The sequence below is a fragment of the Paraburkholderia sp. BR10882 genome, from assembly GCF_040948855.1.
In the GTDB taxonomy this organism is placed as follows: domain Bacteria; phylum Pseudomonadota; class Gammaproteobacteria; order Burkholderiales; family Burkholderiaceae; genus Paraburkholderia; species Paraburkholderia nodosa_A.
In genome coordinates this window covers 480,637-493,916 of record NZ_JBFPKP010000002.1, presented here as the reverse complement: position 1 = coordinate 493,916, position 13,280 = coordinate 480,637, and the positions used below count along the sequence as shown (strand labels likewise).

Sequence of the window (13,280 nt, the reverse complement as noted above, 5' to 3'; positions counted from 1 at the left end):
CGTGAGCAAGAAACTCTATATCTCCGACGTGACGCTGCGCGACGGTAGCCACGCCATCCGCCATCAGTACTCGATCCAGAACGTGCAGGACATCGCCCGCGCGCTGGACAAGGCGAAAGTGGACAGCATCGAAGTCGCGCACGGCGACGGCCTACAAGGCTCCAGCTTCAACTACGGCTTCGGCGCGCACAGCGACCTGGAATGGATCGAGGCGGTGGCCGACGTCGTCACGCACGCGCAGATCGCCACGCTGCTCCTGCCCGGCATCGGCACGATTCACGACCTGAAGGCCGCGTACAACGCGGGAGCGCGCATCGTGCGCGTGGCCACGCACTGCACGGAAGCCGACATTTCGAAGCAGCACATCGAATACGCACGCGAACTGGGAATGGACACGGTTGGCTTCCTGATGATGAGCCATATGACCACGCCGGAAAACCTCGCCGTCGAAGCGAAGAAGATGGAAAGCTACGGCGCGACCTGCATCTACGTGGTGGATTCGGGCGGCGCACTCACGATGAACGACGTGCGAGACCGTTTCCGCGCAGTGAAGGCCGTGCTCAAGCCCGAAACGCAAACGGGCATGCACGCGCACCACAATCTCTCGCTGGGCGTGGCGAACTCGATCGTGGCGGTGGAGGAAGGCTGCGACCGCGTCGATGCCTCGCTCGCGGGCATGGGCGCAGGTGCAGGCAACGCGCCGCTCGAAGTGTTCATTGGCGCTGCGGAACGCATGGGCTGGAACCACGGCACCGACCTCTACACGCTGATGGATGCCGCCGACGACATCGTGCGCCCGCTGCAGGACCGCCCGGTTCGCGTGGACCGCGAAACGCTCGCGCTCGGCTATGCAGGCGTGTATTCGAGCTTCCTGCGCCACTCGGAAGTGGCCGCGAAGAAGTACGACCTGAAGACGGTGGATATTCTCGTCGAACTGGGCAAGCGCCGGATGGTGGGCGGCCAGGAAGACATGATCGTCGACGTGGCGCTCGATCTGAAGAAGCGCCAGCAAGCATTGCAGTCCTGATCAAGCACGCCGCGCATCGCCTTCGGGTGGTGCGCGGCGTTGCCACTTATAGCCGCCGGAAAGAGTGGCTCGCATATACCTATGGAGACTTTTTATGACGTCGCGAAACAGTAGTGCCGGAGGAAGTGGAACGAGCAGCAAGGCAACCATCGCCCTGTGTCTGGCGATTGCGCTGCTCGAAGGGTTGGACCTGCAATCGGCGGGCGTAGCAGGGCCGCGCATGGCGAAAGAGTTTCATCTCGCCGTCGCGCAAATGGGCTGGGCGTTCAGCGCGGGCGCGATCGGCCTGCTGCCGGGCGCGGCGCTGGGCGGGCGCCTTGCCGACCGCTTTGGCCGCAAGCGCGTGCTCATGTGGTCGGTGGCGCTGTTCGGGCTCTTCTCGCTCGCCACGACCATGGTGTGGAATTTCGAGAGCCTGCTCGTCGCGCGTCTGCTCACGGGTCTCGGTCTCGGTGCGGCCATGCCGAACCTGATTGCGCTGTGCTCGGAGGCAGCGGGCGAGCGGCAGCGCAGCACGGCAGTGGGCGCGATGTACTGCGGCATGCCGTTCGGCGCGGCGATTGCCGCCGTCATCGGCATGCTCGGTACGGGGGACGCGAGCTGGCGCCATGTGTTCTACGTTGGCGGTCTCGGCCCGATCGTGATGGTGCCGCTGCTTGGCGTGTTCCTGCGCGAGTCGCAGCAGTTCGTCGCCGCGCAGGCTTCGAAGGTCGTGCAGGAAGGCGCGCCGAGCGTGTCCCAAGCGCTCTGGCAAGAAGGCCGCGCGCGTACCACCATCGCGCTGTGGATCAGCTACCTCGGCACCTTGATCGCGCTGTACTTCCTGATGAACTGGCTGCCCTCGATGGTGCTCGCACGCGGCCTCACGCGCGTGCAGTCGAATCTCGTGTTGATGCTGTTCAACATCGGCGGTGGCATCGGCGCCGTTGCGATCGCAACGATCATGGATCGCTTCGGCCGCCGCGGCACGGTGATCGGCATGTACATCGGCATCGTGGTGGCGCTCACGGTGCTCGCAAGCGCGGGCGGCGCAAGCTCGACGGCCGTAGGCGGCCTGCTGTGCGGCTTCTTTATCGTGGGCGGCCAGTCGGTGCTGTACGCACTCGCGGGCCATGCGTACCCCACTGAAGTGCGCGGCACGGGTGTGGGCGCGGCAGTGGCCGTGGGGCGTCTGGGGTCGATTCTCGGGCCGCTCGTGGCGGGTCAGCTGTTTGCACTCGGCCAGAGCCCGTCGATGCTGGTGGGCTCGAGCATTCCGCTCGTCGTGATCGCGGCGCTTGCCGCGCTCAGCGTGGTGGGTGCTTTCAGGCAGCGCAGCGCGTTGGGCGCACAGGGCGCATGAATGTGAAGGGGAGAAGGCATGCGCCTTCTTCCGCATGGGTTAATACGTTTTAAAGGATGGTCATCGTGACGGATACGGCACAAGCAATCACCGAAGCCTCGACGAGCAGGTTCGCGCGCGTGAAGGACGGCGAGGTCGAGTTCCAGATTCACTACAACGACGCAGGCGCTGGCGCCGAAACCGTCGTGATGCTGCACGGCTCGGGTCCGGGCGCGAGCGGCTGGGCCAACTTCAACCGCAACGTCGAACCGCTCGTCGCGGCCGGCTACCGCGTGATCCTGATGGACTGCCCGGGCTGGAGCAAGAGCGACCCGATCGTCTGCACGAGCTCGCGCTCGGACCTGAACGGCCGCGTGCTCAAGGGCCTGCTCGACGTGCTCGACATCGAGCGCGTGCATATTCTCGGCAATTCGATGGGCGGCCATAGCGCCGTTGCGTTCGCACTGGCGAACCCGCAACGCGTGGGCAAGCTCGTGCTGATGGGCGGCGGCACCGGCGGCCCGAGCAGCTTCATGCCGATGCCCACCGAAGGCATCAAGCTGCTGCAAGGTCTCTATCGCGATCCGACGATCGAGAACCTCAAGCGCATGATGAACGTGTTCGTGTACGACGCGAGCGCGCTCACCGACGAGCTGATGCAAACGCGCCTCGACAACATGCTCGCGCGCCGCGACCACCTGGAAAACTTCGTAAAGAGCCTCGCGGCCTTCCCGAAGCAGTTCAGCGACTACGGCCCGCGCCTTGGCGAAATCGCCGCGCCCACGCTCGTGATCTGGGGCCGCGACGACCGTTTCGTGCCGATGGACATCGGCTTGCGTTTGCTCGCGGGCATGCAGAACGCGCAACTGCACGTGTTCAATCGGTGCGGCCACTGGGCGCAATGGGAGCATGCGGAAGCCTTTAACCGCATGGTGATCGATTTCCTGAAGCACTAAGACACAAAAGCCCTCACGGTAACGAAGCGGCACACCTCGCGGTGTGCCGCTTTTTTATTGGCGCGCGCACATTGCGTTTCGAACCGGCTTTTGTGTGACGAAAGCGTGAGCCGATGCGCCATCAACCGTGTCATGTAAAGACAAACCCGCATTAGCGTAAAACGAACCGATTCGCCATTGACAAATTAAACCTGCCCCACCTATGATCGGCGTCACTGCCTGGAAATTCGCGAACCACGTGTCCGGGCGAGCCGCGCAAGGCGCGCAAGACGCCGCGCATCGACGGTCTGCCCGGGCCCGCCCAGGTGAACCGGAGTCATGTTTGGAGACAGGCAGATGCCCCAATCGATTGCCCCGGACCGCCGGTCCGAAGCCGCGCGCGCGTACGCTACGTCCGCGCAGAATCCCTCGCAGCAGGACGACGCGCTCTATCGGAAAGTCTCCGCGCGCGTCATTCCGTTCCTGTTCGTTTGCTACGTCGTCTCGTTCCTCGACCGCATCAACATCGGCTTCGCGCAGTTGCAGATGAAGCACGATCTCGGCTTCAGCGACGCGATGTACGGCCTCGGCGCCGCCGTGTTCTACGTGGGCTACGTGCTGTGCGAAGTGCCGAGCAACATGCTGCTCGCGCGCTTCGGCGCGCGTCGCACGTTCATGCGCATCATGCTGCTATGGGGCATTGCCTCCACCAGCATGATGTTCGTGTCGAGCCCCGCGCAGTTCTATGCGCTGCGCTTTTTGCTGGGGGTATTCGAGGCGGGCTTCTTTCCCGGCATCGTGCTCTATCTCACGTACTGGTATCCGGCGCGGCGCCGCGCGGCCGTGTTCTCGATCTTCTTCGCGGGCGTGGCGGTGGCGGGCGTGCTGGGCGGCCTCATCTCGGGCTGGATCATGCGCGACATGGCCGGCGTGGCGGGCCTTGCCGGCTGGCGCTGGATGTTCCTGATCGAAGGGCTGCCGGCCGTGCTGCTCGGCCTCATGGCTGCGTTCTGGCTCGTGGACGGGCCTGAGAAGGCGCGCTGGCTGACCGATGCGGAAAAGGCCCACCTCCTCGCGCAACGCGACGGCGAAGGCGATCACGCGCATTCCACGCGTTCGTTCGGGGCGGCGCTTCGCAACCCGCGCGTCTATCTGTTCGCGTTCATCTATTTCTCGCTGACCTGTGCGTCGCTCACGCTGAACTTCTGGATGCCGCTCATGATTCGCGACTTCGGGGTGCATGACGTGCTGGCGATCAGCCTCTACACCGTCATTCCGAATGCGGTGGGCGCGGTGGGCCTCATGGGGATCGCGCGCCGCTCGGACCGGCGTGGCGAACGGCGCTGGCACTTCGCGACGTGCACAGTAGGCGGCGGCATTGCCTTGGCGCTGCTCACGCTGCACCTCGCGAGCTTCGCGGCGATGATGGCGATTCTTTCGATCGCTGCGGTGCTGATCTTTGCCGCGTTGCCGATTTTCTGGGCGGTACCTTCGGCGTATCTCACGGGCAAGGCCGCCGCTGCGGGCATCGCGGTTATCAGCAGTATCGGCATTACGAGCGGCATCGTGAGCCCGTGGGCAATCGGGCTCATCAAGACGCATACGGGCAGCATGGATAACGCGCTGTATCTGCTCGCGGCGTTGCTGGTAGCGAGCGGCGCGGCGCTGGTCGCGGGCGTGCCGGCGGTGAAGGCCGGCCGCTGAACTCATTCACTTGCGCGTCGAAAACGTCGGCGGTGCGCCCGGCCGAGCGTCCGCCAGCAGCAACGGCACGCGTATGCAGCGGCCCCGATGCAACCTTGACGTCACGGCTGCCCGGAAAGCTCCTCCAGCAGCCAGTCGCGAAACGCCACCAGCACGGGGTGGCGCTGAGCACGCTCCGGGTAGACGAGGTAATACGAGCGTGAGCTCGGCACCGCTTCGAATGGGCTGAAAAGCCGGTTTTCCTTCAATTCGTCTTCCACCAGCATGCGCGGCACAAGGCCCACGCCGATACCGGCCACGACTGCCTGGATCAAATGCGAGGTCAGTTCGAAACTCGGGCCCGGCCGCAGCGCGTCGTGAGGCAAACCGAAATGCGCGCACCATTCGCGCCATGCGTCGGGAAAGCTGCGCACGCGCAGCAGCGTGAGTCCTTCGAGGGATTCGATGGTTGGCGCGGCGGCCCTGCGCCTCGGTTTTCGCGCGAGGGGCAACGCGGCAAGGTTGCCGACCAGCACCAGCTCTTCCGCGTAGAGCCGGTGTGCCGTCACCTCAGGCCAGCGGCCGTCGCCCACCACGATGGCAGCGTCGAGGTCCTGGGTCGAAAAATCGGCGGCCTCGATGCGCGAGTCGAGGTCGATCTGCAGATCGGGGTGCGCCTGATAGAAGCGGTGCAGGCGCGGCAGCAGCCACTTGGCGCCGAATGTCGGCAGGGTCGCCACGCGCAACTGCGTTTTTGGCGCGTTCGAGGTGAGCGCCTGCAGCGTCGCGCTGCGGATCAGCGTGAGCGCGTGCGAGATCTCGGCCATATAGGCGCGGCCGATGTCCGTCGGGATGATGCGCTTGCCCTCGCGCGTGAAGAGCGCGAGATCGAGCATCGCTTCGAGCGCCTGAACCTGGCGGCTCACGGCGCTCTGCGTGAGCGACAGCTCCTCGGCGGCACGCGTGAAGCTCTCATGTCGCGCGGATGCCTCGAACGCGAGCAGCAGCGACATGGACGGCGTGAGCTTGCGGAAATTCATTCATAAACCTCATGATCAACCCAACGAATATACGTTTGCCCGGTGCCGGGCGGGGCGCGACAATCCCTGCCAGAAAGGGAATAGTGCGCCCCTAGCGAGACTTCGAGAACGATATGACAATTGCCCCGCTTCCCATCGGCGAATTCAACCATCCGCTGATCCGTCAATTTTTGCATGAATTGGAGAGGTCGGGTTTCGAAGGCGAGGTGGATGCGACTCACGCGACGCGCACGGTGCTGGCCACGGACAATTCGATCTATCAGCGCTATCCGCAAGCGGCGGTGTTTCCGCGCCACGCGGATGACGTCGCGCGCCTCGCGAGCCTGCTCGGACGCGAGGCGTTTCGCGGCGTGGCGGTCGCGGCGCGCGGCGGCGGCACGGGCACGAACGGGCAGTCGCTGACCGAAGGCATCGTGGTCGATATGTCGCGCCATATGAACCGGATCCTCGACATCGATCCGGTTGCGCGCACGGCCAGAGTGGAAGCGGGTATCGTCAAGGATCAGCTCAATGCCGAACTGAAACGGCACGGACTCTTTTTCGCGCCGGAACTGTCGACGTCGAACCGCGCGACCATCGGCGGCATGATCAGCACGGACGCGAGCGGGCAGGGCAGCTGCACCTATGGGAAAACGCGCGACCACGTGCTCGCGCTGGAAACGGTCCTGGTCGGCGGTGAGCGCCTGTCGAGCGCGCCGGTCGATGAGGCCACGCTCGTGGCGCTCTGTGCGCGCAAAGACAAGGTCGGCGAAGTGTTCCGCACCGCGCGAGACATCAGCGAGCGCGAAGCTGACCTGATACGCGAGCGCTTTCCCAAGCTGAACCGCTGCCTGACGGGTTACGACCTCGCCCATTTGCGTGACGGCGAAGAGCGCTTCGACATCAATAGCGTGCTGTGCGGCTCGGAGGGCACGCTCGGCTTTATCGTCGAGGCGACGCTGAACGTGCTGCCGGTTCCGACGCACGCCGCGCTCGTCAATATCCGCTATGAAGGTTTCATGGACGCCCTGCGCGACGCACGCGCGTTGATGGCCCATCGTCCGCTCTCGATCGAAACCGTGGACTCCACGGTGCTGCGGCTGGCGCGCGAAGATAGCGTCTGGCAAAGCGTGGCCGAATTCTTCCCCGACGACGAAGGCGTCGAAGGCGGGGCGAGCGGTATCAACATGGTCGAATTCAGCGGCGACGATGTGGACGAATTGCGCGCGCGCGTGGCCGCGTTCGCCGAGCACCTGGGCGCCGACGCGAGCGTCAAGCGCCTGGGACATACGATCGCCGAGGGCGAGGCGGCGATCCAGCGCGTCTATACGATGCGCAAGCGTGCGGTGGGCCTGCTGGGCAACGCCCGCGGCGCGAGCCGCCCGCAGCCCTTCGTGGAAGACACGGCCGTGCCGCCCGAAAATCTCGCCGACTATATTGCGGAGTTTCGGGCACTGCTAGATGGTTTTGGTTTGCGTTACGGCATGTTCGGCCACGTCGATGCCGGCGTGCTCCATGTGCGCCCTGCACTCGACATGCGCAATCCCGACGAGGCCGCACTCGTGCGCCCCATTTCGGATGCGGTGACCGCCTTGACGATGAAGTATGGCGGCCTGCTGTGGGGCGAGCATGGCAAGGGCGTGCGCTCGGAGTATGTGCCGGAGTATTTCGGGCCTTTGTATCCCGCGCTGCAGCGGCTCAAGGCGGCATTCGATGCGCACAATCAGCTCAATCCCGGCAAGATCGCCACGCCGGCGGGGGCGAGTGCGGCGCTGTTGAAGATCGACGCGACGACGCTGCGCGGCGAACTGGACCGGCGCATAGACGAGCGCGTCTGGCAGGCCAATGCCGACGCCGTTCACTGCAACGGCAACGGCGCCTGCTACAACTTCGACCCGAACGACGCCATGTGTCCGTCGTGGAAAGCCACACGCGAGCGCGTGCATTCGCCGAAGGGCCGGGCTTCGCTGATGCGTGAATGGCTGCGTCGGCAACTGGATGCCGGAGCGGATCTCACGGCGGTGCCGGCCGCGGCGGCGTTGCCCGTGCGCATGTTCAATAGCCTGCGCAAACGCCAGGGTGAGCAGGACTTTTCGCATGAGGTGTATGACGCCATGGCGGGTTGCCTCTCGTGCAAGTCATGCGCGGGGCAGTGCCCTGTGAAAGTGAGCGTGCCCGAGTTCCGCGCTCGCTTTCTGGAGCTGTATCACACGCGCTATTGGCGGCCGCTGCGCGACTATTTGATCGGCGCGCTCGAATTCACGGTGCCGCGCGTAGCGGCGGTGCCTGGAGCGAGACCCGTCTACAACGCGGTGATGGGCGCGGGTCCCGTCAAGTCGTTGCTTGCGCGCTGTCTTGGCCTTGTCGATAGCCCGTTGTTGAGCCCGGTGTCATGGCGTGGCGCGCTGCGCCGCTCGGGAGCGGAGGTCGCAACCGCCGAACGCCTCTCGAAGCTCGCCGTTGCCGAGCGCCAGCGCAGCGTGATCGTGGTGCAGGACGCGTTCACGCGCTACTTTGAAACGCCGGTCGCCGCCGCGTTTCTGGAACTCGCCGCGCGGCTCGGGTTCAAGGTCTTCGTCGCGCCTTATCTGCCGAACGGCAAGCCGCTGCACGTGCAGGGGTTTCTGCCGCAGTTTCGCCGAAGCGCGCAGCGCAATGCGGCGCAACTGACCGCGCTTGCCAGATCGGGTGTGCCGCTGGTGGGCATCGATCCTGCGATGACGCTCGTGTACCGCCAGGAGTACCGCAAGGTGGAAGGCATCGAAACTGTGCCCGACGTTCAGTTGCCGCAGGAATGGCTGATCGGCGCATTGCGCTCGTGCGCAACAACGCCGCGAGTGTCCGGCTCGTTCAGACTGCTGCCGCATTGCACTGAGCGCACCAACGCGAGCGCCGCTACGCTCCTATGGAAAGACGTCTTCGCGGCGGCCGGCCTCGCGCTCGCGACGCCGGCCAGCGGCTGCTGCGGCATGTCGGGCACCTACGGCCACGAGGCGCGCAATCGCGCGACCTCGGAAACGATCTTCGAGCAATCGTGGGCGCGGCATGTCGATGCAGCGTCGACGGCGACGCAGGGCGCGCAAGAACTGCTCGCGACGGGTTATTCGTGCCGCTGCCAGGTGAAGCGCTTGCGCGGGCGCCAGCTGCGCCATCCCGTTCAGGCGCTGCTGGACGCCCTGCGCTGACCGGCGTCAGTAGTTCCAACGGTCGCGGTCGTGCCATTCGCGTTCGCGCCACTGCCGCTCGCGCCATTCGTGCTCACGACGTTCATGCTCGCGCCATTCGTGTTCCCGCCAACGCCGCGCGCGCCAGTCGTCGTCTCCCCGCCAGTCGGTCTGGACGGGAGCCGCCGCATAGGCCGCGCCTGGCACGCCAACGCCCACGGCCACATCCACGTGGGCCAATGCAGCGGTAGAAGCCGCCAACGCCGTTGCGCCCAGGACCAGGCCGAGAATCGTCCTCTTCATATCGCCACTCCTTCGCACGCTGCGTGCGTTTTTTGATGAGCACGGCTCCGAGTCTAGGCGCCCCCCTCTGACACAGGTGCAACGGCGCTGCGAGATTGGTAACAACGAGTTAAGCACTTGCCGCGTTGTCGCTGGGCAAAGCACATTGCTCAGTACAACGAGGAAATTCGCGTGATGGAGCATGCGGGACTCCGACCCTGGCGTGAGATGGCGCGGGCGCTTGTCATAGGCGGAATCCGGGTACACTCGAAGGCGAATCGCGGTGCGGGTTCTGCCTGTGTCGCGCTCACTCTCCTGCCATTTCTTTGTGCCCGATGCCAAAACGAATCTTGCTGGTCGATGACAACCGCGACGTCGCAGATGCGCTCGCGGCGCTCGTCGAGTTCGAAGGTCATCAAGCCCGATGCGCCGCCGATGGACAAGAGGCCCTGCTCGTTGCCGGGTCGTTCCTTCCCGAGCTCGCTCTCGTGGACTGGAAGCTTCCCGACATGAGCGGCGGCGAACTGGTGGTGCAGCTTCGGCTCAACCCCGCTCTGTCACATACCCGGTACGTTCTGCTATCGGGACACGTCGACCCGGATATCACGGCCAGGGCGGCGGCAGCCGGTTTCGAAAAATGTCTGACGAAACCGGTGCGGCTCGAAGACTTGCTGGCCTGCCTGTGACGCCGCTCTGACCGACTGCCGCTTTGGCGCCGGCTACCCTTTGTGGCGGTCCAGGCTCCCGTCGGGAGCCGGAACAATAATTGCGCGCAGCGTCTGACTCGTGCGCAGCCTCGAATTTCCACGAGCCTCGCAGTTCCGATCTCCACCAGCGTCTCCTGGGAGCCGAGTCGCGTCATGAACAAGGAAGTTCCACCGCCGATCGCGCGCCCCTCGACCCGCTGGCCGGGCGAAATGGCCGAGCGCATCGCCGCATTCGACTGGAGCGACACGGCGCTCGGCCCTCGCGAAACGTGGTCGGCGAGCCTCGTCGCCGCGATCAATATGCTCCTCGCCTCGCCATCTCCGCTCGTCATGCTTTGGGGACACGAAGGCACGATGGTCTATAACGACGCCTACGCGGTTTTCGCGGGCAGCCGGCATCCGTTCCTGCTCGGCAAACCGGTCGAAACCGGCTGGCCGGAGGTGGCGGCGTTCAACCGCAATGTCGTCGATACGTGCCTCGCCGGCGGAACGCTGGCCTTCCAGGACAAGCAGCTCGTGCTGTATCGCGAGGGGCACGCCGAAGACGTCTGGATGGACCTGAGCTACAGCCCGGTTTTCGAAGATGACGAGCGGCCGGCCGGCGTCATTGCCATCGTGTTCGAAACGACCGCGAAAATCCTGGCGGAGAGGCAGCGCAAGGTGGCCGAAGACGCGCTGCTGCAACTGACCCAGACACTCGAGCAGCGCGTCGCCGAGGAAGTGGGGGCGCGCGTGGCAATGGAGGAACGGCTGCGTCAGGCGCAAAAGCTGGAAGCGATCGGCAGTCTCACGGGCGGCGTGGCGCACGACTTCAACAACGTCCTGCAGGTCATCTCCGCCAATCTGCAGCTCATCGAGCTTTCGACGCGCGGCAACGCCGCGCTCGAGCGGCGCGTGGCGGCGGTCAGCAACGCAGTGTCGCGCGGCGCGAAACTCGCCGCGCAACTGCTGGCCTTTGCACGCAGACAACCGCTCGCGCCGGCCGTTCTGAATCCCTTCCGGCTGGTCGAAGGCATCGCCGAGATGCTTCACCGTACGTTGCCGGAGACGATCGAACTCGCCATCGTGCCTGCGCAGGAAAGCTGGAATATCTGCGCCGACCGAAGCCAACTGGAAAGTGCGCTGTTGAATCTGGTCATCAACTCGCGCGATGCGATCGACGGACCCGGACGCATCTGCGTTTGTCTCGCGAACATCGATGCGGGCAACGACGAACTGGCGCTGCGCGATGGCGTCCCGGCGGGCGAATATGTACGCCTGCAAGTCTCCGACTCGGGAAGCGGTATGCCCGACCACGTGAAAGCGCGCGTGTTCGAGCCGTTCTTCACCACGAAGGCCGAGGGCCAGGGAACGGGACTGGGCTTGAGCATGGTGCACGGATTCGTGGCGCAGAGTTCCGGCCACGTCTTCATCGAAAGCGAAGAAGGCCAGGGCACGACCGTCAACCTCTATTTCCCGCGAAGCCAGGAAGCGGAATACGACGCTTACAAGCCGACCGTTGCGAGACAGGAGCGAGGCGGCGAGACGATTCTCGTCGTCGAAGACGATGCCGACGTTCGCATTGCCGCGATCGAAATGCTGGCCCAGCTCGGCTACAAGGTGGTCTCCGCGCAAGACGGCGAAAGCGCGCTCAAGCTGATCCAGAGCGGCCAGCGCTTCGACCTGCTGTTCACGGATGTCGTGACGCCGGGCACGGTGCGAAGCAGCGAATTGGCTCGTATCGCGAGCGGGCCGCCGTATTACGCCGAAGTCCTGTTTGCCTCCGGCTATACGCGCGACGTGATTTTCCACGACGGCAAGCTCGACGAAGGTGTCGCGCTCATCAGCAAGCCCTATCGATACGACGAGCTTGCCGTTGCGGTACGCAATGCGCTGAACAAGACCGATTGACCCATGGTCAGGGCTTCAGCCCGATCTGCGCGCGTCCGAGCGGCGTCAGGTCTGCCACCGTCGCACGCCCGACGAAATCGACTTCGAAGTGATCCGTCGGGAAATCCGGCGGGCTCTTGCCTTCGAGGAAGTTCGGTAGCTGCCGCGCGAGATACGCGTCGTTCTTGGCGCAGGACGGCGCCGAAGCGATGTACATCACGTTGCTGTAGCCCTTGCCGCGGTGCGCGTCCTCCACGGCATGAATCACGTCGCTATGCCAGAACACGGTGTCGCCCGGTTGCATCAAGGGAATCGAAGAAAGCGCGTGGAAAAGCGGCGCATGATACTCCGGCTTGATCGAGAGCGCCCGGCCCGGCATCGCGCCGCACAGGTCGTCGTCGGGGATGTCGTCCTGCAGGGCGCGCAGCAGGATGTAGACCATCGCGTTCGCGATGGGCACGAGTTGCAGCGTGCCGTCGCCGGGCCCCTGCTGCGTGAGCGCCGTCCAGCCCTGAAACGTACGGAACATCGAACAAACAGCGGGTGACGGAATCTCCTCGACCGCGGTGCGCCACGCCGCATCGAACGCGTCATAGTCGCGCCAGTTTCCGGTGAACACGTGGCGGTAGACCTTGCGGAAGTTCGCTTCGATCCAGCGCTCGACTGAGCCGCCGTCGCAGTGCGCGGAAAGTCCCAGCGACCCGGAGCCGGGCGGCCGGCGGCGCAGCCGGTCTGCATAAACCGGCACGTGATCCGGGTCGAAATGCACGCGGCCTTCGCTCTCGGTACGCCACAGCCGGTTCAGGAACACGCGCGCCTGTGTGAGCTCCGGCGACTGGCGCGCCAGCACTTGCGGCTTCGACCAGTAGACGCCGTAGATCTGCGGCTTGCTCGAGGCCAACTGGCCGAAGTATTTGTCTTCGGCGCGATGCAGCAGCTTGCGGTCGAGATCGTTGCGCTCGACGTAGTCGGCAATGTCGTTGTCCCACCGCTCCACGAGCGAGCGGTCGAAGACCTTGCGGATGACGCACGCGCCGCGCGCTTTTACGTGCGCGATCTGCTCCGCGCTCACGCGGTTGCCGACGATGTCCGCGAACGCGATTTCGGGTATGACGGGCTCACCCCGGTCGCGAAGCTGGGCGATGCGATGCGCCTCTTCGTGCATGGCCGATTCGACCTCCGCGAACACGGCCTGATAGTTGGGCAGCATTTCCCGCAGTTCCTGCTTGGCCTGGCGGATAGCCGCGGGCAGGTCGTCGATATGCAAAGCCAT

10 protein-coding genes are annotated in these 13,280 nt (G+C 64.9%); 7 read left to right on the top strand and 3 right to left on the bottom strand.

Going from position 1 to position 13,280, the window contains the following annotated elements; genetic code table 11:
• Position 1: 1 nt before the first annotated feature.
• From dmpG to AB3X99_RS07165, 4 genes are all read left to right on the top strand, one after another.
• Entirely contained in the window at positions 2 to 1,027 is a 1,026-nt protein-coding gene (gene dmpG, locus AB3X99_RS07180; RefSeq protein ID WP_069261467.1) for a 4-hydroxy-2-oxovalerate aldolase, read from the top strand.
• Positions 1,028 to 1,121: 94 nt separating this feature from the next.
• A complete protein-coding gene (gene mhpT, locus AB3X99_RS07175) occupies positions 1,122 to 2,369 on the top strand; it encodes a 3-(3-hydroxy-phenyl)propionate transporter MhpT (RefSeq protein ID WP_368616524.1) in 1,248 nt (415 codons plus the stop codon).
• A gap of 56 nt (positions 2,370 to 2,425) precedes the next feature.
• Positions 2,426 to 3,304: an alpha/beta fold hydrolase gene (locus AB3X99_RS07170; protein ID WP_368616523.1), complete on the top strand. Its 879-nt coding sequence runs from the start codon at positions 2,426 to 2,428 to the stop codon at positions 3,302 to 3,304.
• 336 nt (positions 3,305 to 3,640) lie between these two features.
• Positions 3,641 to 4,987 (top strand): MFS transporter, encoded by a 1,347-nt coding sequence (locus AB3X99_RS07165; protein ID WP_368616522.1) that lies wholly within the window; start codon positions 3,641 to 3,643, stop codon positions 4,985 to 4,987.
• A 101-nt stretch (positions 4,988 to 5,088) separates the two neighbouring features.
• Here the strand turns inward: AB3X99_RS07165 and AB3X99_RS07160 are convergent, their stop codons facing one another.
• Complete coding sequence (locus tag AB3X99_RS07160; RefSeq protein WP_368616521.1) at positions 5,089 to 6,006, bottom strand: LysR substrate-binding domain-containing protein; 918 nt, start codon at positions 6,004 to 6,006, stop codon at positions 5,089 to 5,091.
• 113 nt (positions 6,007 to 6,119) lie between these two features.
• Here AB3X99_RS07160 and AB3X99_RS07155 point away from each other — a divergent pair, with 113 nt between their 5' ends.
• Entirely contained in the window at positions 6,120 to 9,170 is a 3,051-nt protein-coding gene (locus AB3X99_RS07155) for an FAD-binding and (Fe-S)-binding domain-containing protein (protein WP_368616520.1), read from the top strand.
• 6 nt (positions 9,171 to 9,176) lie between these two features.
• Here AB3X99_RS07155 and AB3X99_RS07150 read toward each other — a convergent pair whose 3' ends face one another.
• Positions 9,177 to 9,452: a hypothetical protein gene (locus AB3X99_RS07150; RefSeq protein ID WP_069261463.1), complete on the bottom strand. Its 276-nt coding sequence runs from the start codon at positions 9,450 to 9,452 to the stop codon at positions 9,177 to 9,179.
• Between the two features lie 329 nt (positions 9,453 to 9,781).
• Between AB3X99_RS07150 and AB3X99_RS07145 the strand changes: the two genes are divergently transcribed.
• Positions 9,782 to 10,117, top strand: a complete 336-nt coding sequence (locus tag AB3X99_RS07145; RefSeq protein ID WP_368616519.1) for a response regulator — start codon at positions 9,782 to 9,784, stop codon at positions 10,115 to 10,117.
• Between the two features lie 174 nt (positions 10,118 to 10,291).
• Complete coding sequence (locus tag AB3X99_RS07140) at positions 10,292 to 12,028, top strand: ATP-binding protein (RefSeq protein WP_368616518.1); 1,737 nt, start codon at positions 10,292 to 10,294, stop codon at positions 12,026 to 12,028.
• A gap of 7 nt (positions 12,029 to 12,035) precedes the next feature.
• Here AB3X99_RS07140 and AB3X99_RS07135 read toward each other — a convergent pair whose 3' ends face one another.
• Complete coding sequence (locus tag AB3X99_RS07135; RefSeq protein WP_368616517.1) at positions 12,036 to 13,280, bottom strand: DUF1479 domain-containing protein; 1,245 nt, start codon at positions 13,278 to 13,280, stop codon at positions 12,036 to 12,038.

Excerpts from the sequence above, each read along its gene's own strand:
- AB3X99_RS07140 (WP_368616518.1), top strand. The coding sequence starts at position 10,292 with ATGAACAAGGAAGTTCCACCGCCGATCGCGCGCCCCTCGACCCGCTGG.
- AB3X99_RS07170 (WP_368616523.1), top strand. The coding sequence starts at position 2,426 with ATGGTCATCGTGACGGATACGGCACAAGCAATCACCGAAGCCTCGACG.
- AB3X99_RS07150 (WP_069261463.1), bottom strand. The coding sequence starts at position 9,452 with ATGAAGAGGACGATTCTCGGCCTGGTCCTGGGCGCAACGGCGTTGGCG.
- mhpT (WP_368616524.1), top strand. The coding sequence starts at position 1,122 with ATGACGTCGCGAAACAGTAGTGCCGGAGGAAGTGGAACGAGCAGCAAG.
- AB3X99_RS07155 (WP_368616520.1), top strand. The coding sequence starts at position 6,120 with ATGACAATTGCCCCGCTTCCCATCGGCGAATTCAACCATCCGCTGATC.
- AB3X99_RS07135 (WP_368616517.1), bottom strand. The coding sequence starts at position 13,280 with ATGGCTTTGCATATCGACGACCTGCCCGCGGCTATCCGCCAGGCCAAG.
- AB3X99_RS07160 (WP_368616521.1), bottom strand. The coding sequence starts at position 6,006 with ATGAATTTCCGCAAGCTCACGCCGTCCATGTCGCTGCTGCTCGCGTTC.
- AB3X99_RS07165 (WP_368616522.1), top strand. The coding sequence starts at position 3,641 with ATGCCCCAATCGATTGCCCCGGACCGCCGGTCCGAAGCCGCGCGCGCG.